Genomic DNA, 17,441 nt, shown 5'->3' with positions numbered 1-17,441 from the left:
TCCAATCGGCTGCGGCAGGAATCACATCAGCGGTAGCGCGCAAGCCACGCGGTGCGCCGATCGGTCTGCTTGGTCAGGCAGGCGGGATGGTTCAGGCGTTCAATCGTGCCGACGCCGTCGCCTTGATCGAGCGGGCAGGCAGCGTCGCGCTGCTTGATCCAGGCGCGCTGCGACGTGCGCAATGCGGCGCGACGCGCAGACGGCAACCGTTTCATGGCGGCGGCATAGGTCCTGTTCAGTCGCCCATCTGCCCGCTTGTAATCCGCGCCGAAACAGGCCGCCATCGCTGGGGTGATACCCTGTGCGGCCTCCCCGGTGTTGAGGCAGCGGTCGAGGTCGGATGAGCCGGCCAGGGTGAGGGCAAACGCTAGAATCAGCATTTCAGGTCTCCTTTCCCAGTCCAACGTCGCAAGGCCGGGTCGGTTCTGTTGCGCATGCGTAAATCGTCAGCCACGCGGGAGCGACGTATCGGCACGGAGCGCGATTGCGGTATCTAGCGCACCGGAATTGACAATTCGGAGGTCGCGATGCGCGTGTTGGTGACGGGATTGGGCGACATCGCTCACAAGGGGTATCTGCCGGTGCTGGCGGCCAACCCCGAACTGGAGCTGCATCTGGCGACGCGCGATCAGCAGGTTCTCCGTGAAGCCGGACGTTCGTTCCGCGTGCCCCACCTCCATGCCAGCGTAGAGCGTGCATTGGCGGCGGCGACCTTCGACGCGGCCTTCATCCACGCCGCGACCGGTGCGCATCCGGCCCTCGTTCGACTGTTGCTGGAGCGGCGTATCCCCACCTTCGTCGACAAGCCACTCGCCGACAATCTTGCTGAAACCCAACAGCTTGTGGCGCTGGCCGAACACCAAGAGACCCTCCTGACAGTCGGGTTCAACCGCCGGTTCGCGCCGGACTATGCGGCGCTTCGTGGTACCGGCCCGAGCTTGATCGTCATGGAAAAGCACCGTCACCGACAGGCCGACACCCCGCGCAAAGTGGTGTTCGACGACTTCATCCATGTCGTCGACACGCTGCTGTTTCTGGCGCCTGCCCCAGTGCAACGCCGCACGATCGAGACTCATGTCGAGCATGGACTGCTCAAAGCGGTGACGCTGATGCTGGCCGGCGACGGCTATACGGCCATCGGCACGATGCACCGGGATAGCGGGCTCGATGAAGAACGACTGGACGTGATCGGGAACGGCGTGCGGCAGTCGGTCCGGAACATGGCGGAACTGGTGCGCTCGGCAGGCACGGAGTGCCACCACCGGCGCGGTGACTGGACTTCCGTCGGCCGTCAGCGTGGCTTCGAAGCGATGTGCGCCGACTTTCTGACGGCAGCACGCGCGGGCCGTACCACCCCGGCCGCAGACATTCTGGCGACACACGCGCTCTGCGAAGCCATCACCGCCCATGCGGATGCGGAAGCAACACCGGACCGACCGTCTTATACAAATATTTCAGCTAATTAGAACATCATTCGAGGCACTTGAGAAATACGCATCAAGTATCTCAAACCAAATCGGTTGGGTTTGAGCGTCGAATTCTCCTCGTCGTAAGCAACTAGTCCGCATCAATAACCGCTACAATTATCTGTCCGATCCGGACATGTTATCATCAGGAACTCACTCGGTCTGGAATCGTTGGTGCCCCGCAGCCGCAACGGCTGTTCCATGAGAAGAGTGACTTATGATTAAAACATTGATTCTCGGCGCGTCCGCCGTCGCCATGACTGCCCTGCCAGTTGCGGCCAACGCCGCGCCTGTCGCCAATTCGGCACAGTCGCTCTCGGTCGCGTCGCCGGTTCGTGCAGGCACGTCGTCGAAGAAGGCGAGCAATCTCACGGGCGTGAGCATTGTTCCGCTGATCATCGGCGTCGGCATCGTCGCTGGCGTGACGTACCTGATCGTCGACCATGAAGACGACAACAACTCCGACAGCAACTAAGTGAAATGGGTCGGGTAACACCGGCCCATTTTTCTATCGAACAGATTGCCGCGGATCGACCCGCATCGAGGCGAACCGATGACCCGCGCATGGCTTCTCCTGACGCTGCTGGCATCGCCCGCCGACCTTGCCGCAATGCCGTCGGGTGATCCTACCGGCACCAGCTTGGCGCGTTGCCTCGAGCGCGAATCCAACGCCTCCACCGCCGGCCAGACCGAATGCCAAGCTACAGCGCTGCGCGACTATGATCGGCGCCTGAACCTTGCGTACGCGGCACTGCTGCGGCGGCTCCCTGCCTCGGCAGCGCAATCCCTGCGCCAATCGCAAAGGGCCTGGATCACCTTCCGGGATGCCGAGGACAGGGCGCGAACTGCTATCTACGCCACCCGCAGCGGCACGATGTACGTCCCGATGGAGGCGGCCGCCGGAACAATCCTGACGCGAGACCGCGCGCTGCAACTGGAAGGCTATGCGCGCATACTCTCGATTGAGCGCTGACCGTCCGATCGCCTAGTTGGCCAGCCGGGCGACGAGGAAGTCGACGAACACGCGCACGCGCGCCGGCGTGTTCGTGCCGCCGACGAACACCGCGTGGATCTGCTCGACATCGCCAGGGTTGAAGTCCTCGAGTACGGGCACGAGCCGTCCTGCGGCGATGTCGTCGACGACGCTGAACGCGCCGACACGCGCGATTCCGACCGCCGCACAGGCAAGCTGGCCCAGCGTCTCGCCGTTGTTTGCCTCGATATTGCCCTTCACCGACAACGCGATATCCTGCCCGTCGCGGCGGAATGGCCAAACCGGTTCGACGCGACGAAAGTTGAAGTTGAGGCAATTGTGCGTGTGCAGGTCTTCGGGGACCATCGGCGTCCCGCACCGTGCGAGATAGTCGGGCGCCGCGACGATGACGCGCCCGCTTTCGCCCAGCTTGCGCGCGGTCAGCAGGCTGTCGGCCAGCGGACCGAAGCGGACCGCGACGTCCGCTTGCCCGCCCGCGACATCGACGAGCGTATCGGTCAGCGCGAAATCGACCAGGATATGCGGGTACGAACGCGCGAACTCGCCCAGCAACGGCACGATGCACAACCGCCCATGCGATAGCGCGGCGCTGATCCGCAGCCGCCCGCGCGGCGCGCCCTGATCGGCGATCTGCTGCTCCGCGTCGTCCAGGTCGGCAAGAATCCGCCGCGCGGTCTGCAGATAGACCTGCCCCTCGACGGTCGGCGTCAGGGCCCGCGTAGAGCGCAGCAGCAACCGCACGCCAAGCCGTGTCTCGATCCGGTCGATCGACCGCGCCACCGCCGATGGCGTCAGCCCCAGCGCGCGCCCAGCCCCCGAGAAACTGCCCTCGCGCATCACCGTCGCGAAGATCTCCAGCGCACGGGCCCGGTCGGCGCCTATCCCGATCTTTGCGTCCACGTCACAAATCCTTCGCCGTCACATCGTCTAATAAGGGGGCACCATACCGTCCATCTATGCACCAACGCGAACATCGGGGATACGCACATGGACTATCGGCAATTGGGATCATCGGGCTTGCGCGTTCCCGTGTTGAGCTTCGGCACCGCGACCTTCGGCGGCACCGGGCCGTTGTTCGGCGCATGGGGACGCAGCGACGAGACCGAAGCACGGCGGCTGGTCGATGTCTGCCTGGAAGCGGGCGTGACATTGTTCGACACCGCCGACGTCTATTCGAACGGTGCCTCGGAGTCCGTGCTCGGCGCGGCGATCAGGGGGCGGCGCGACCGGGTGTTGATCTCGACCAAGACCGGCCTGCCGATGGGTGACGGCCCGCAGGATTGGGGCGCGTCGCGGTCGCGACTGATCCGCGCGGTCGAGGATTCGTTGCGGCGGTTAGGAACCGATTACATCGACCTGCTCCAACTTCACGCCTTCGATGCATCGACCCCGACGGAGGAGGTGATGGGCACGCTCGACATGCTGATCGCTGCGGGCAAGATCCGCTATGCGGGCGTGTCCAACTATCCAGGCTGGCAGGTGATGAAGGCGCAAGGCATCGCCGACCGCCACGGCTCGCCGCGGCTGGCCGCGCACCAGGTCTATTACTCGCTGATCGGCCGCGCGTACGAGGCGGACCTGATGCCGGTCGGCGCGGACCAGGGAGTCGGCGCGCTGGTGTGGAGCCCGCTTGGTTGGGGTCGCCTGACCGGCAAGATCGGGCGCGACCGGCCGATCCCCGCGGGCAGCCGCCTGCACGACACCGAACAGTTCGCACCGCCGGTCGAGGCCGAGCACCTCTACCGCGTGATCGACGCGCTCGAGGCGGTCGCGGCGGAGACGGGCAAGACGGTGCCGCAGGTCGCGATCAACTGGCTGTTGCGCCGCCCGACCGTATCGTCCGTCATCATCGGCGCACGCAACGAAGCCCAGTTGCGCGACAATCTGGGGGCGGTCGGCTGGGAACTGACGGCCGCACAGGTCGCTGTGCTCAATACGGCCAGCGATGTGCTGCCGCCCTACCCCCATACGCCCTATCGCCAGCAAGAGGGTTTCGCCCGGCTGAACCCCGCGCTGGTCTGAGGAACGACATCATGAAACTCAATCCCGGCCTGCTGGCCCTCGCCGTCGGCGCGTTCGGCATCGGCGTGACCGAATTCGCGCCGATGGGGCTGCTTCCCGTCATCGCGAGCGATCTCGGCGTGTCGATCCCGACCGCGGGATTGCTGATCAGCGCCTATGCGCTCGGCGTCGTTATTGGTGCGCCATTGATGACGTTGACCACCGGGCGGGTGCCGCGGCGGACGTTGCTGATCGCACTCGCCGGTATCTTTACCATTGGCAACCTGCTCGCGGCGGTATCGACCGGCTACGGCATGCTGATGGCCGCGCGGATCCTGACCTCGTTCAACCACGGCGCGTTCTTCGGCGTCGGGTCGATCGTCGCGGCCAGCCTCGTGCCGGCGGAACGGCGCGCGGGCGCGGTGGCGGCGATGTTCATGGGCCTGACGATCGCGAACGTCGTCGGCGTGCCGCTCGCGACCTGGGCAGGCGACCATCTCGGCTGGCGCGCGTCGTTCTGGGGCATATCGGCACTCGGCGTGGCAACGATGGCGGCGCTGCGGCTGACGCTGCCGGCTTTGCCTGCGCCCGAGGGCAGCGATGCGATGGCGGAACTGCGTGTGCTGACACGGGGCCCCGTGCTCGGCGCGCTTGGCCTGACCGTGGTGGGCGCGAGCGCGATGTTCACCGTGTTCACCTACATCACGCCGATCTTGCGCGAAGTGACTCACGCCTCGCTCGGCTACATCACCGCGATGCTGGTGACCTACGGCCTGGGGCTGACGCTCGGCAACTGGCTCGGCGGCCGTTTCGCCGATCGCTCGGTCGACAAGACGTTGATCATCACGCTCGCCTCCCTGACGGCGATCCTGATCGTGTTCGCACTGCTGATGCCGTTCAAGATTCCGACCGCGATCCTCATCTTCCTCTGGGGTATCGCGAGTTTCGCGCTCGTTCCGCCGCTGCAGATCCGCGTGATGCATGCCGCGGCGGACGCGCCCAACCTCGCATCCGCCATGAACATCGGTGCGTTCAACCTGGGCAATGCGATCGGCGCGGCGGTCGGCGGCGGCGTGATTGCGGCAGGGTTCGGGTATCCGGCGGTGGCGATGGCGGGTGCCGTCTCGTCGGCGCTTGGCCTCGTCGCGGTGATCGTCAGCGTTCGTCGGAATACGGTACGCGATCAACGCCATCCGGCTTCGGCGAGTCCGGTCGAGGTTATGTAGAAGCCGCCCCCTGATCGATGGGGACCGAACGCGCATCGCCTGCGTTGTACGGCCGCTATCATCAGGAGACGCGGCATGAATCCGACCGGCAACACCATCCTCATCACCGGCGGCGGGTCGGGTATCGGCGCCGCGCTGGCGCAGCGTCTCCACGATGCGGGCAACGCGGTGATCGTTGCCGGCCGACGTCAGGAAGCGCTCGACGAGACGATCGCGGGGCGCGAGAACATGAGCGCGATGACGCTCGACATCGACGATCCCGCCGCGATCGAGGACTTTGCGCAGCGCCTAATTGCCGAACATCCCGCGCTCAACGTTCTGGTCAACAATGCCGGCATCATGAAGCTGGAGGACGCCGCGACCCGCCGTGATCTGACCGATGCGGAGGCGACGATCGTCACCAATCTGCTGGGTCCGATCCGACTGACCAACGCGCTGGTCGATCATCTTGCAGCGCAATCCGGCAGCACGATCGTCAACCTGACGTCTGGGCTTGCCTATGTCCCGCTGACCGCCGCCCCCACGTATTCGGCGACCAAGGCGGCGATCCATTCCTACACCGTGTCCCTGCGTCGCGTTCTGGACGGCAAGGTCGAGGTGATCGAGATCGCACCCCCCGGCGTACAGACCGGCCTTACCCCCGGGCAGGAAACGCGTCCCGGCTATATGCCGCTGGAGGCGTTTGCGGATGAGGTCATGACGCTCTGGACGCAGCAGCCGACGCCTAACGAGATACTCGTCGAACGTGTTCGGCCGTTGCGCAATGCCGAAGCCGATCATCGCTTTCCGGAAGCCGTCGTGCAGTTGAACGAGATGGCCGAACGCGCGCGCCGCGGGGGCTGATCGCTGGTGCCTCGACGTACGAAACGTCGAGGCACCACCCGCCTTTTCTGCTAACTATTCTCAATAGCCTTGATCTGCCTGTCGCGAGCCGATAGGCGGACGACTGTGAACGCCTCCCAAACTTCCCCGTCGCCCGCGACGATCGCCAAGCGCAAACGCAAGTGGCGAAGCTGGTGGCTCAAGCAATTGCACAGCTGGCACTGGATCAGCGCGGCGCTGTCGCTGACCGCGATGCTGCTGTTCGCGATCACCGGCATCACGCTCAATCACGCGGCATCGATCGGTGCCAAACCGGTCGTCGTGGAGAAAAGCGGCACGTTACCGCGCTCGCTGCTCCACATGCTGAGCGCGCCGCATACCGCCGACGCGCCGCTTCCCGTTCCCGTGGCTAAGGCGGTCGTCACCGCGGTCGGGCTCGATCCCGCCGGCAAGCCCGTCGAATGGTCCGATAGCGACGCCTATGTCGCCTTGCCCCGCCCCGGCGGCGACGGCTGGGTCAGCATCGCGCGCGCGACCGGCGCGATCACCGCGGAAACCACCGATCGCGGCTGGATCTCCTATCTGAACGACCTGCATAAGGGTCGCAACGCGGGCGCGGCGTGGTTCTGGTTCATCGACGTCTTCGCGGGCGCGTGCATCCTGTTTACGCTTACCGGGCTGCTGTTGCTGCAACTCCACGCGCGGCACCGGCCTTCGACCTGGCCGATCGTCGCGGCCGGGCTCGCGCTTCCCGTCTTGCTCGCCATCCTGTTCATCCATTGAGGGGTTTCGCCATGCGTCCTACCGCGTTCCTGTTGCTCGGCGGGGCGATCACCGCGCCTGCCCTGTTGTCGCCTGCGGTTGCAGCGCCGCCCGGTGCGGTGACGATCACGATTCCGCGGCTCGACGTCGCCGAATATCATCGCCCCTATGTCGCGGTGTGGCTGGAGCCGGTCGGTGGGGGCGCGCCGCGGACGCTGGCGGTCTGGTACGACCTTAAGAAGCGCGGCAACGATCCCGGCACCAAATGGCTCGCGGACCTGCGCGCCTGGTGGCGCAAGGGCGGCCGCAGCATGACGATGCCCGCCGACGGCGTCAGCGGCGCGACGCGGACGCCGGGCCAGTACACCATCCCCCTGCCCGCCGACGTCAAACCCGGCCAGTATGTCCTCAACGTCGAGGCTGCGCGCGAGACCGGTGGTCGCGAACTCGTCTCCGTACCGCTTACCGCCGGAGCCCGCACCACGGGCAAGACCGAGCTCGGCGCCGTCGCCATCTCCGCCCGCTAAGGATCACAGCATGAAGCCTTTTGTTGCACGCCTGATGGCCGCCGCTGCGCTGCTGTCGATCCCCGCCGCACTGTCGGCGCACCGCATGTGGTTGTTGCCGTCGGCCACCGTGTTCTCAGGGACCGATGGCTGGGTCACGGTCGACGCCGCCGTCTCGAACGACCTGTTCTTCTTCGATCACCAGCCGCTTCGCCTCGACGGCATGAAGGTCTGGCAGCCCGACGGTAGCGAAGGCGCACTGCAGAACGGCGCAACCGGGCGCTATCGCTCGGTATTCGACGTGAAGCTCGACAAGCCCGGCACGTGGAAGATCGGCACGCAGATGTCCGCCGTCATGGGCAGCTTCAAGGTCGATGGCGTCGAGAAGCGCCTCGGCGGTCGTCGTGGTCCGCCGCAGCCGAACGCGCCTGCCCCGCTGACCGTCGCCGACATCCCCGCCAACGCGACCGACGTTAAGGTCACCGAGGTGTCGGGCCGCAACGAGATCTTCGTGACCGCGGGCGCGCCGACCACCACCGTCTTCAAGCCGACCGGCAAGGGCCTCGAGTTCGCGCCGATCACCCACCCCGACGAGCTGGTCGCGGGCGAGACCGCCAAGTTCCGCTTCCTCGTCGACGGCAAACCCGCGACGGGGCTGAAGGTGACGGTGATCCCAGGCGGCAAGCGTTATCGCAATGAAGAGGGCGCACGCGAGCTGACCACCGGCGCTGACGGCGTGCTCAGCGTCTCGTGGCCGACCGCCGGGATGTACTGGCTCAACGCGACGCTGGCCGACGCCAAAGCGACTTCGCCGCGGGCAACCGAACGGCGGATGAGCTACGTCACGACGCTCGAAGTGCTTACGCCCTGAGGCGTTCGGCATGAGTTTGGCGGCATGAGTTTGACGGCATGAGGATCGCGCTGCCGCCGACGATCGACGCCGCGGCGTTCGCGGCGCGCGATCCGTCGGCGGTGGTGCTCGATCTGCACGGCGAGACGATGGGGACGTCGTGGAGCGTACGCTTCGCCGCGCCCGCCGGCACCGATCCGTCGTCGATCCGCGCCGTGATCGTCGCGCGGCTGGCCGGGCTCGTTGCGGAGATGAGCCACTGGGCATCGGATTCGCTGCTGTCCCGCTTCAACCGGTCGCCGGGCGGCACCTGGACGACGCTCCCACCCGACTTCGCACACGTCATGACGCGCGGCCTGGCGATCGCGGAGATAACCGACGGCGCGTTCGATCCGACGATCGGCAGGCTCGTCGATGCCTGGGGGTTCGGCCCCATCCCCGTCGTCTGCCCCCCCGGCACGCTCGAAATCGAGAAAGCGCGCGCGACATCGGGCTGGTCCCGGCTCTCGTTCGCCGCCACCGGCGCGCACCTCCGCCAACCCGGCGGCATCGCGCTCGACCTGTCGGGGATCGCCAAGGGCCACGCGGTCGACGCCATCGCCGACCTGCTGCACGACGTCGGCATCGCCAACGCGCTAATCGAGATCGGTGGCGAACTCGTCGGTCGCGGGATCAAGCCGGACGGCGATCCCTGGTGGGTCGACCTCGAAAGCCCCCCAGGGCTGACACTCCCCCCGCTCCGGATCGCGCTCCACGGCCAAGCGGTGGCAACCTCCGGCGACTACCGCCGCGGCGCTCACACGCTAGATCCACGCACCGGACGCCCGATCGAAACGCACGTCGTATCCACCAGCGTTATCCACCACACCGCGCTCGACGCCGACGCCTGGGCAACCGCACTCACCGTGCTGGGGCCGGACGGCCTCGACCTCGCGCGCAATCACGGCATCGCCGCCCGCCTCGTCACCGAGATCGACGGCACCGCGCAGGAGTATTTGTCGCCTGCCCTGTCGGCGATGCTCGAAGACTGACCACCACCGTCATTCCCGCGGAGGCGGGGCCCCATATCGGCAAGCCTCACGATACGATCATGAACTTTCCGAGGGTAAGCAATTCCGTCGGTGCAGCGACCATGCCTGCGCAAGACCAGCCTTCGCAAAATTGGGACGCAGGAGCATGCCCGCTCCACCCCACGACGCTACCCGATCCCGCCCTCGCGCGTTACCAAAGCCAATGACCGACGCGCTCCCCTCCGCCATCCCCGCCGCGACGCTCGTCATCTTCCGCGACACGCCAGCCGGCCCCCCGGAACTGCTGATGGTCGAGCGTGCCAAGGCGATGGCGTTCGCGGGCGGCGCACTGGTATTCCCTGGCGGCCGCGTCGATCCCGGCGACCACGCGCTGGCGGCGGTGCTAGGCTCGCCCGACAACGAAACCGCCGCGCGCATCGCCGCGATCCGCGAAACGATCGAGGAGGCCGGCCTGCCGATCGGCCTGTCACCGATGCCCTCTATTCAAGCCTTCGAGCGGTTGCGCGCCGCCCTTCACGCCGGAACCGCGTTCGGTGAAGCACTGGCGGACGCAGACACGTCCCTCGATCTCGATGCACTGGAATATTTCGCCCGCTGGCGGCCAGCACACGCCCACGCGCGCATCTTCGACACGCGCTTCTATCTCGCCCGCCTGCCCGCCGACGCCCCCGCCCCGCGGGTCGACGAGACCGAGAATGTCCACCTGTTCTGGGCAACCGCCGCGCACATTCTCGCCGAGACCGATGCCGGACACGCGACGATCATCTTCCCGACCCGCCGCAATCTCGAACGCCTCGCGCAGTTCGCCGATTTCGACGCCGCGGTCGCTAACGCCCGCGCGCATCCGATCCGCACCGTCACGCCGTGGACCGAGATACGCAACGGCGTCGAGTATCTCTGCATCCCCGACGACCTCGGTTATCCGATAACGTCGGAGCCGATGTCGGACGCGGTGCGCGGCTGACATGCGCGCGGTGCGGAGGACGATCGGGTGGCTGGTGGCGCTGGTCGTCATCGCGACGCTGGCGCTGATGCTGTGGGCGGGCCTGCGTGGCCGGCCGCAGGACCTGCCTTGGGCGCCGCTCGATCTCGGCCAGCCGGTCGGCCTGTTCACGGGCCGCGCGCTCACCGCGCTGACCGAGGATTTCCCGCAATGCCGCGCGCTGCTCGACCGCGCCGGCGTCCGCTACACCGTCCTGCCACCGCGCAAGGGCGACGGGCAGTGCGGCTATGCAGACGGCGTGCGCCTGACCGGCGGTGCTCGAAAGATCGCCTTCGCACCTGCCGGGTTGGGCGTCGCCTGTCCGGTCGCCGCGGCGCTGGCGATGTGGGAATGGAACATCGTCCAGCCTGCCGCCGAACGGCACTTCGGCGCACGCGTCGCGACGATCGATCATTTCGGCAGCTATAGTTGCCGCCGCATCGCCGGCAGCCATTCGAGCAACTGGAGCGAACACTCGACCGCCGACGCAGTCGACATCGCCGGCTTCCGACTGACCGACGGCACGCGCATCACCGTCGCGCGAGACTGGAAAGGCGACGATCCCAAGGCCGCATTCCTCCGCGAAGTCCGCGACGGCGCCTGCCAGCTGTTCGCGACGACGCTGTCCCCCAACTACAACGCCGCGCATGCCGACCACCTGCATCTCGACCAGGCGAACCGTGGGTCGATGGGATGGCGTGCGTGTCGGTGATCCGATCCCCCCTGGTTACCCCACCCCCGGCGAAGGCCGGGGTCCAATTGGGAGACCTCGCTAAACGAAGGGGTGTGCATCGTTACTGCGACCTCTCCAATTGGGCCCCGGCCTTCGCCGGGGTGGATAACGCCCTGGCAGTCCGCCTCGCTAACCGCGAGATTTCAGCTCGCCAAGGTTGTCCCCGAATCCACCTTCTCGACCCAGTAAGGAAAGAAAGCCGGCTGCCGGTTCGACCAACCCGACGCGGTCGCCGCCGCCTCGCTGATCGACTGAAGCAGTTTGCGCCGCAGTTCCGGATGCAGATGCGGCAGCGCCGCCGCCGCGCAGAACGCAGACGGCAGCCAGGGCCGAACCTCAGCCCCGATCAACCGCTCGTACAGGAACCGCAGCGCCGAAAAACTCGTCAGCCGTCCCTGCCCTAGGTCGAACGCGACCAACGTCATCAGCGGCGCCAGGAACGGCTCGATCGCGTCAACCCCGCTGTCGTCCGGCACCATCGCGCGCAGATCGGAAAGATTGTTGTACAGCCGCGCCTGCGCCCGGATGCTTGCCGCCTCGACCACGTCGCGCGACCAGCGCTGCATCGCGTCCTCACGGTCCAGCCCCACGTCGAGCGAACGCCGGATATACCGCTGCGTCGAACTCGGAAAAGCCGCGAATTCCTTCATCTCGGCGAGGGTCGTCGACCCCTGTGCCGGTTTCATTCTGGAAGCCATGTCGTCACCCCGCTCTCGTCAAGGAACCGGCAGACTATGCGCTCGGATGGTTAACAACGACCCTATCGCGCGTCATCTTTCCGTAACACCAAGCGACCATGAAAGCTGTTGCGCTGCAACAAGGCTGCGACGAACCGAACGAAACTAAGCGATTTGATCGTCTTGCGCGGCGTTTGGGCAACAAAAAAGCGCCGGTCGTTGCCGACCGACGCCCGTTCGTTGAGCAGATGCGAGGCTTACGCCTGCTTTTCGCGCAGCGCCCGCTCGGCATCCTCGTCATAGCCCGACGACTTCGCCGGCTCGGTACCAGACCCCGGCTGCGTCGCAGAGATCGGATCGCTGCCGTCCATCGACTCGTCGAGCCCGTTGTCGAGACGCGCGTCTGCGCTGTCGGGATTCTTCTGCAGGCGCTTGCCGATCGACTTGTCCTGGCCCGCCTCCTGACGCGGATCGCGGCCCGAGCTCTTGCCCTCCGCATCCTTGTCGTCGGGCGCTACGGACAGGCTATCCAACGCGCTCTTGTCTATGTCGGTCATTGCGACGTCCCTTTTTAATCTTGGCGATGACCAACGGTCGAAGTGCGCTTTGTTTCCCCGCGAAGGGCCCCGGGAAGCGGCTCAATCGAGCGGCGTCACCTTCACCGTCTGCTCCCACAGATATGCCTGCCCGAACACCGTCATGAACGCGATATCGGTCGCATCGCGCCCCACGCAGACCCGCGCGATATCGCTGCACGTCGCCATCTTGGTCGCATCGATCAACCGCCAGTCGCCGGCGAGCCACAGCTCCGCGACCGCATGGAAGTCGGGCGGATCGACCCCCGGCGCATAGGCCGACACGCACCGCGCCGGGATCCCGCCCGCCCGCGCGAGCGACACGAGCAGATGCGAATAATCCCGACACACACCCGAGCGCGACGCAAACGTATCGAGCGCGGTCGTCTCCCCGCTGCTCGATCCACAGCGATAGTCGAGCGACTGATACACCCACTCGGTGAGCGCCGCCGCCAGCGGACCGCCTTCCAGCCCGCCGAACTCGCGCGCGACAAAGCCCTCGAAGCGGTCCGACGGACAATAGCGGCTCGGCATCAGATACGGCGTCAGCTCGCCATCGAGCATCCGCGGCGGCGTTGCCGGATACAGCTCGAGCTGCACCCGCTCGCGATTTACGGAGACGATGGCCTTATACTCGGCCGTGAACCGCCCATGTCCGCGTGACCAGCAACGCTGGCCGATGCCGTCCTCGCCGCGCACCGCCCGGATCGGACTATCGGACCACAAAGTGAGGGACTCGGACTCGATCTTCTGGTCGGCCATCGCCGCCGCCTCGATTTGGAGGAGCACATCGGCATCCCCCGCGATCCCGTAATCCAGACGCACGTCGATCGAGAGCCGCATTGCGCGTCCCATTCCTGTTCCGAAGCCAAAAGAAAAGGGCCCGGCGGTGTCCCGCCGAGCCCTGCGTTCGTCACACCCTTAGCGGGAGTTAGTTGCGGCTGCTACCAAACAGACGCAGCACGAACATGAACATGTTGATGAAGTCGAGATACAGGCTCAGCGCCGACATGATGACGACCTTGCCGACCATGTCCGTACCCGCGACCTGCGCATACAGGCTCTTGGTACGCTGCGTGTCGTAGGCGGTGAGGCCCGCGAACAGCAACACGCCGACGCCGCTGATGACCAGCTGCATCACGCCCGACTGCAGGAACATGTTGATCAGGCTCGCGACCAGCAGGCCGACGACACCGATGATCAGGAACGTCCCGAACGCCGACAGGTCGCGCTTGGTGGTGTAGCCGTACAGGCTGAGACCAGCAAAACCGGCTGCAGTGGCGAAGAACGCACCCGCGATCGACGTGCCGCTATAGACCAGGAAGATCGTCGACATCGACAAACCCATCAGGACGGCAAAGCCCCAGAAGAGCATCTGCATCGTGCCGGTCGACATCTTGTTCTGGCCGTAGCTCATGCCGAACACTATCGCGAGCGGCGAGAACATGATGACGTACTTCAGGATACCGCCGCTCATGAACACCTGTGCGGCAGGCGATTCTGCGCCGCCCCATGCGAACAGCATCGCGACGATGCCAGTGAGCAGGACTGCAGAACCCATGTAGTTATACACGGACAGCATGTACGAACGGAGACCAGCGTCATAGGCCTCGGTACGCTGGCCCGTGGCCGACGTTCCGAACGGCGCGGCGCGGGGCTGGGGGTCAGACCAATTAGCCATTTTGAAATCAGCTCCTTTGTCCGGCATGGTGCCGGTTACGGTGAATATCGTCTTTTACAGGACGCTTTTCAAGCAGAGTGGTTGCATCGGCATGGTGGTTCGCGGTTAACCTGCCGCAATCCATGATCCGCCTTTTTGTCGCCCTCCGCCCGCCACCCGCTATCCGTCAGAGCTTGCTCGACATAATTGAGGGCGTGCCGTCCGCGCGCTGGCAGGACGAGGAACAGCTGCACGTTACGCTGCGCTTCATCGGCGAGGTCGAACGACCGGTGGCGGAGGACGTCGCGGTAGCGCTGAGCCAGATCGTCGCGCCGGTCCCGAGCGTGTCGCTGACCGGAGTCGGCCGCTTCGAGAAGCGCGGAAGGACCGATACGCTCTGGGCCGGCGTGACGCCCCCCGACGCGCTCGCCGCGCTCCACCGCAAGGTCGACCAGGCGTGCGTTCGTGCCGGCCTCCCGCCCGAACATCGCGCCTATCTCCCGCACATCACCGTCGCGCGGCTGGCACGGGCGGCGGGCGTCGGGTTCGCGATCGAGGACTGGCTCGCCACCCACGCCGCGCTGTCGAGCGCGCCCTTCCCGCTACCCCATCTCGTGCTGTACGAGAGCCATCTCGGCCGCGACGGCGCGACGTACGAACCCGTCGCTCGCTGGGCGCTTGGAACCTGACGCGCGGCGGAGGGTTCGCCAGAGTATCAACAGGGAGAGACACTATGCGGATTGCGACACTGGCACTGCTCGGCGCGGCGACTATCGGGCTGACCGCCTGCGAGAAGACTGGAATGGAGACCGGTGCCCCCGTATCTGGCGGGCAGCGCGCCACGGCAACGCTCCAGACCGCGACCGGCAGCGATGTCGGCCGCGCGACGGCGACCGAAGTGGCCGGCGGCCTCCGCTTCACGCTCGACGCCAAGGCAATGCCCCCCGGCACGCACGGCGCGCATATCCACATGGTCGGCCGCTGCGACGCCCCCGACTTCACGACCGCGGGCGGCCACTGGAACCCAACCAACATGAAGCACGGCAGCATGAACCCGCAGGGCCCGCACGAAGGCGACCTGCCCAACCTCGTGATCGGCACCGACGGCCGCGGCACGATCGGCATCACAATTCCGGGCGCGACGATGGCGGGGCTGATGGACGCGGACGGCTCGGCCTTCGTGGTCCATGCGGGTCCGGACGATTTGATGACCGACCCGGCTGGTAATAGCGGTGGGCGGATCGCCTGCGGGGTATTCCAGGCGGGCTAAGTGCGTGGCCCCTCTCGCGCGTCGGGAGGGGCGCATTCGCATGCGCAACTTCCGCTCGTGCTAAGTAGAGACCGAGTAGTCGCAAGGCGGCGTATCGAGGGCTCGTATCTAAGCACATTTCTCGCGTACTGACCTGCCCCCCGTTCGCCCTGAGCGTAGTCGAAGGGCATGCGCCAAGCGTAAGTGCTTCGACATCGCTCAGCACGAACGGAAGAGGGTGGCCGGGATAGGTTCAACAGGAGCGGTTAAACCGCTTCCCCCGCCGCCCGCGCCCTATCCTCCCGCGTAGCCTCGGCCCCAGGCGCAAGCCGATACGCCGCCACCGCACACGCCAAAGTGATCGGCGTCACCACCAACAACGACAGCATCCCGATCGACAAGCTCCCGGTCAGCGTCGACACCCGCCCCGCCATATATGGCCCAAGCGCGAGCCCGATCAGCGTCGTCCCGATGAAGAACGTTGCCGTCGCCGTCCCCCGCATCCGCGGCAAGACCATGTCCTGCGTGGTCGCCGCCGCCGCACCCAGCGCACACGACGCGGTCAACTGCGCGAGGAATATCCCGGTATAAAACGCGACCGGCGACGACGCGGTGAAGGCCAGGATCAGGAACGGCACCGGCACCACCGCGCCGAAGATCACCACCCACAACCGCCCCGCCGGGTTGCCCTGCCGCAACCGATCCGACACCACGCCGCCGATCGTTAGCCCGAGGAACCCCGCGGTCGCGCCAAGGCTGCCGATCATGAACCCCGCCGACGCCGGCGTCGCGCCAAGCTCGCGCAACGCATAGGGCGCCGCCCAGAAACTCGCCGCATAGCTCAGGAACGCGTTCAACCCGTACGCGACTACCGTGCACAGGAACGCCGGCGTGCCGACGATCAGCGCAAAGGTCGGCGGATCGCGCCGCTTCAGCGCCGACGCCCATGAGAACACCGCATACACGCCGATCCCGATCGCCACCCATTGCGGCCAGGGCTCGCCCGCCGCCACCAGCCCCGACACCGCCGCAACCACCAACGCGAGCGCAACGAGGTTGTACCCCAGCGCCCGCGCTCCCCCCATCGCCGCGCCGATCAACGTCAGCGGCGGCACGATCGTCACCAGTTCGGCCCCGAACGCGCGGAACGGCGCCGGATGCTTCTCCGGCTCGGGCAGCCCCTCGACCAGCCCGCGGATCGGCTCCTTCAACGTCGCGATCCAGACGGCGAGCAACAGCCCCGGCACGCCGACCGCCATGAACGCCGCCTGCCAGCCGACCAGCCCGAGCGGCCCGCCACCCGGATAGGCCTTGTTCCAGCCCTGCACGATCAACCCGCCGATGAACAACGAACAGCCGCCGCCGACGTAGAGGCCTGCGGAGTAGATCGACAAAGCCGTTGCCCGCAGCCGCTTCGGGAAATAGTCGGAGATAATCGAATATGCCGAAGGACTAGCCGTCGCCTCGCCGATCCCGACGCCGATCCGTGCCGCGGCAAGATGCCCGCCGGTCTTCGAAAAGCCCGATAGCGCGGTCATCACCGACCACAGCGACAACCCGATCGTCATCAGCCTGACGCGGTGCCAATTGTCCGCCAACCGCCCCAGCGGAATACCGAACAGCGAATAGAACACGCCGAACGCAGTGCCGTACAGGAACCCGAGATCCTGGTCCTTGAGCCCCAGGTCGCGCTTGATGTCCTCCGCCAGGATCGAGATGATCTGCCGGTCGACGAAGTTCAGGACGTAGACGAGGAACAGGATCGACAACACGTACCAGGCGTAGCGCGACGCGCCTTTCTCCGGCTCGCCCATAACGGTTTCGGCGTTTGCCATGATCCCTCCCGATGTTTTTCGAGCTATGGGTATCAGAGGCAAGAAGAGAGAAACAGTGCTTTCGGCAGGCTC

At 66.2% G+C, this 17,441-nt stretch carries 21 protein-coding genes; 14 read left to right on the top strand and 7 right to left on the bottom strand.

Annotated elements, in window-relative coordinates:
* Positions 1-26: 26 nt before the first annotated feature.
* The gene (locus AC59GX_RS11880) at positions 27-380 is read right to left on the bottom strand and encodes a lysozyme inhibitor LprI family protein (RefSeq protein ID WP_426281757.1); all 354 of its coding nucleotides are present in this window, start codon (positions 378-380) and stop codon (positions 27-29) included.
* Positions 381-527: 147 nt separating this feature from the next.
* On the opposite strand from AC59GX_RS11880, the gene AC59GX_RS11875 reads away from it, so the two are divergent.
* The 3 genes from AC59GX_RS11875 to AC59GX_RS11865 all read left to right on the top strand — a co-directional run bounded on the left by AC59GX_RS11875 (position 528) and on the right by AC59GX_RS11865 (position 2,439).
* Positions 528-1,466 carry a Gfo/Idh/MocA family protein gene (locus AC59GX_RS11875; RefSeq protein WP_426281759.1) on the top strand — a complete coding sequence of 313 codons (939 nt, stop codon included), beginning with the start codon at positions 528-530 and terminating at the stop codon, positions 1,464-1,466.
* A 217-nt stretch (positions 1,467-1,683) separates the two neighbouring features.
* Positions 1,684-1,941 carry a hypothetical protein gene (locus tag AC59GX_RS11870; protein ID WP_426281760.1) on the top strand — a complete coding sequence of 86 codons (258 nt, stop codon included), beginning with the start codon at positions 1,684-1,686 and terminating at the stop codon, positions 1,939-1,941.
* A 78-nt stretch (positions 1,942-2,019) separates the two neighbouring features.
* Positions 2,020-2,439, top strand: coding sequence for a lysozyme inhibitor LprI family protein (locus AC59GX_RS11865; RefSeq protein WP_426281761.1), 420 nt, complete (start codon positions 2,020-2,022; stop codon positions 2,437-2,439).
* A gap of 12 nt (positions 2,440-2,451) precedes the next feature.
* Here AC59GX_RS11865 and AC59GX_RS11860 read toward each other — a convergent pair whose 3' ends face one another.
* Positions 2,452-3,360 (bottom strand): LysR family transcriptional regulator, encoded by a 909-nt coding sequence (locus AC59GX_RS11860; protein ID WP_426281762.1) that lies wholly within the window; start codon positions 3,358-3,360, stop codon positions 2,452-2,454.
* An 87-nt stretch (positions 3,361-3,447) separates the two neighbouring features.
* Here AC59GX_RS11860 and AC59GX_RS11855 point away from each other — a divergent pair, with 87 nt between their 5' ends.
* The 9 genes from AC59GX_RS11855 (at position 3,448) to AC59GX_RS11815 (ending at position 11,352) form a co-directional block, all read left to right on the top strand.
* Positions 3,448-4,482 (top strand): aldo/keto reductase, encoded by a 1,035-nt coding sequence (locus tag AC59GX_RS11855; RefSeq protein WP_426281764.1) that lies wholly within the window; start codon positions 3,448-3,450, stop codon positions 4,480-4,482.
* A gap of 11 nt (positions 4,483-4,493) precedes the next feature.
* On the top strand, positions 4,494-5,687 hold the full coding sequence (locus tag AC59GX_RS11850; RefSeq protein ID WP_426281766.1) for an MFS transporter: 1,194 nt from the start codon (positions 4,494-4,496) through the stop codon (positions 5,685-5,687).
* 75 nt (positions 5,688-5,762) lie between these two features.
* A complete protein-coding gene (locus tag AC59GX_RS11845) occupies positions 5,763-6,530 on the top strand; it encodes an SDR family oxidoreductase (protein WP_426281767.1) in 768 nt (255 codons plus the stop codon).
* 105 nt (positions 6,531-6,635) lie between these two features.
* Positions 6,636-7,292 carry a PepSY-associated TM helix domain-containing protein gene (locus tag AC59GX_RS11840; RefSeq protein WP_426281768.1) on the top strand — a complete coding sequence of 219 codons (657 nt, stop codon included), beginning with the start codon at positions 6,636-6,638 and terminating at the stop codon, positions 7,290-7,292.
* An 11-nt stretch (positions 7,293-7,303) separates the two neighbouring features.
* Positions 7,304-7,798, top strand: coding sequence for a DUF2271 domain-containing protein (locus AC59GX_RS11835; RefSeq protein ID WP_082453308.1), 495 nt, complete (start codon positions 7,304-7,306; stop codon positions 7,796-7,798).
* Positions 7,799-7,808: 10 nt separating this feature from the next.
* Entirely contained in the window at positions 7,809-8,648 is an 840-nt protein-coding gene (locus AC59GX_RS11830) for a DUF4198 domain-containing protein (RefSeq protein ID WP_426281770.1), read from the top strand.
* A gap of 38 nt (positions 8,649-8,686) precedes the next feature.
* Entirely contained in the window at positions 8,687-9,658 is a 972-nt protein-coding gene (locus tag AC59GX_RS11825) for an FAD:protein FMN transferase (protein WP_426281771.1), read from the top strand.
* 202 nt (positions 9,659-9,860) lie between these two features.
* Complete coding sequence (locus tag AC59GX_RS11820) at positions 9,861-10,622, top strand: NUDIX hydrolase (protein WP_426281772.1); 762 nt, start codon at positions 9,861-9,863, stop codon at positions 10,620-10,622.
* 1 nt (position 10,623) lies between these two features.
* Positions 10,624-11,352, top strand: coding sequence for an extensin-like domain-containing protein (locus AC59GX_RS11815; protein ID WP_426281773.1), 729 nt, complete (start codon positions 10,624-10,626; stop codon positions 11,350-11,352).
* 164 nt (positions 11,353-11,516) lie between these two features.
* On the opposite strand, the gene AC59GX_RS11810 is transcribed toward AC59GX_RS11815, so the two are convergent.
* The 4 genes from AC59GX_RS11810 to AC59GX_RS11795 all read right to left on the bottom strand — a co-directional run bounded on the left by AC59GX_RS11810 (position 11,517) and on the right by AC59GX_RS11795 (position 14,306).
* On the bottom strand, positions 11,517-12,071 hold the full coding sequence (locus AC59GX_RS11810) for a hypothetical protein (protein ID WP_497301760.1): 555 nt from the start codon (positions 12,069-12,071) through the stop codon (positions 11,517-11,519).
* Between the two features lie 236 nt (positions 12,072-12,307).
* On the bottom strand, positions 12,308-12,607 hold the full coding sequence (locus tag AC59GX_RS11805) for a hypothetical protein (protein WP_056051272.1): 300 nt from the start codon (positions 12,605-12,607) through the stop codon (positions 12,308-12,310).
* Between the two features lie 81 nt (positions 12,608-12,688).
* The gene (locus AC59GX_RS11800) at positions 12,689-13,468 is read right to left on the bottom strand and encodes a transglutaminase-like domain-containing protein (RefSeq protein WP_426281775.1); all 780 of its coding nucleotides are present in this window, start codon (positions 13,466-13,468) and stop codon (positions 12,689-12,691) included.
* Positions 13,469-13,556: 88 nt separating this feature from the next.
* On the bottom strand, positions 13,557-14,306 hold the full coding sequence (locus AC59GX_RS11795) for a Bax inhibitor-1/YccA family protein (RefSeq protein ID WP_353466461.1): 750 nt from the start codon (positions 14,304-14,306) through the stop codon (positions 13,557-13,559).
* Between the two features lie 173 nt (positions 14,307-14,479).
* Between AC59GX_RS11795 and thpR the strand changes: the two genes are divergently transcribed.
* Both thpR and AC59GX_RS11785 read left to right on the top strand, forming a co-directional pair.
* On the top strand, positions 14,480-14,974 hold the full coding sequence (gene thpR, locus AC59GX_RS11790) for an RNA 2',3'-cyclic phosphodiesterase (RefSeq protein WP_426281777.1): 495 nt from the start codon (positions 14,480-14,482) through the stop codon (positions 14,972-14,974).
* Between the two features lie 44 nt (positions 14,975-15,018).
* The gene (locus AC59GX_RS11785; RefSeq protein WP_426281778.1) at positions 15,019-15,555 is read left to right on the top strand and encodes a superoxide dismutase family protein; all 537 of its coding nucleotides are present in this window, start codon (positions 15,019-15,021) and stop codon (positions 15,553-15,555) included.
* 245 nt (positions 15,556-15,800) lie between these two features.
* Here AC59GX_RS11785 and AC59GX_RS11780 read toward each other — a convergent pair whose 3' ends face one another.
* A complete protein-coding gene (locus AC59GX_RS11780) occupies positions 15,801-17,369 on the bottom strand; it encodes a spinster family MFS transporter (protein WP_426281779.1) in 1,569 nt (522 codons plus the stop codon).
* Positions 17,370-17,441 lie beyond the last annotated feature (72 nt).

The organism is Sphingomonas sp. 320_CC (assembly GCF_059691795.1).
This window is presented reverse-complemented; position numbering and strand designations above follow the sequence as displayed.

Coding starts and splice junctions, on each gene's coding strand:
- AC59GX_RS11780 (WP_426281779.1), bottom strand. CDS start 17,369: ATGGCAAACGCCGAAACCGTTATGGGCGAGCCGGAGAAAGGCGCGTCG.
- AC59GX_RS11865 (WP_426281761.1), top strand. CDS start 2,020: ATGACCCGCGCATGGCTTCTCCTGACGCTGCTGGCATCGCCCGCCGAC.
- AC59GX_RS11855 (WP_426281764.1), top strand. CDS start 3,448: ATGGACTATCGGCAATTGGGATCATCGGGCTTGCGCGTTCCCGTGTTG.
- AC59GX_RS11805 (WP_056051272.1), bottom strand. CDS start 12,607: ATGACCGACATAGACAAGAGCGCGTTGGATAGCCTGTCCGTAGCGCCC.
- AC59GX_RS11785 (WP_426281778.1), top strand. CDS start 15,019: ATGCGGATTGCGACACTGGCACTGCTCGGCGCGGCGACTATCGGGCTG.
- AC59GX_RS11850 (WP_426281766.1), top strand. CDS start 4,494: ATGAAACTCAATCCCGGCCTGCTGGCCCTCGCCGTCGGCGCGTTCGGC.
- AC59GX_RS11870 (WP_426281760.1), top strand. CDS start 1,684: ATGATTAAAACATTGATTCTCGGCGCGTCCGCCGTCGCCATGACTGCC.
- AC59GX_RS11845 (WP_426281767.1), top strand. CDS start 5,763: ATGAATCCGACCGGCAACACCATCCTCATCACCGGCGGCGGGTCGGGT.
- AC59GX_RS11795 (WP_353466461.1), bottom strand. CDS start 14,306: ATGGCTAATTGGTCTGACCCCCAGCCCCGCGCCGCGCCGTTCGGAACG.
- AC59GX_RS11825 (WP_426281771.1), top strand. CDS start 8,687: ATGAGGATCGCGCTGCCGCCGACGATCGACGCCGCGGCGTTCGCGGCG.
- AC59GX_RS11875 (WP_426281759.1), top strand. CDS start 528: ATGCGCGTGTTGGTGACGGGATTGGGCGACATCGCTCACAAGGGGTAT.
- AC59GX_RS11830 (WP_426281770.1), top strand. CDS start 7,809: ATGAAGCCTTTTGTTGCACGCCTGATGGCCGCCGCTGCGCTGCTGTCG.
- AC59GX_RS11835 (WP_082453308.1), top strand. CDS start 7,304: ATGCGTCCTACCGCGTTCCTGTTGCTCGGCGGGGCGATCACCGCGCCT.
- AC59GX_RS11880 (WP_426281757.1), bottom strand. CDS start 380: ATGCTGATTCTAGCGTTTGCCCTCACCCTGGCCGGCTCATCCGACCTC.
- AC59GX_RS11815 (WP_426281773.1), top strand. CDS start 10,624: ATGCGCGCGGTGCGGAGGACGATCGGGTGGCTGGTGGCGCTGGTCGTC.
- AC59GX_RS11810 (WP_497301760.1), bottom strand. CDS start 12,071: ATGGCTTCCAGAATGAAACCGGCACAGGGGTCGACGACCCTCGCCGAG.
- AC59GX_RS11800 (WP_426281775.1), bottom strand. CDS start 13,468: ATGCGGCTCTCGATCGACGTGCGTCTGGATTACGGGATCGCGGGGGAT.
- AC59GX_RS11820 (WP_426281772.1), top strand. CDS start 9,861: ATGACCGACGCGCTCCCCTCCGCCATCCCCGCCGCGACGCTCGTCATC.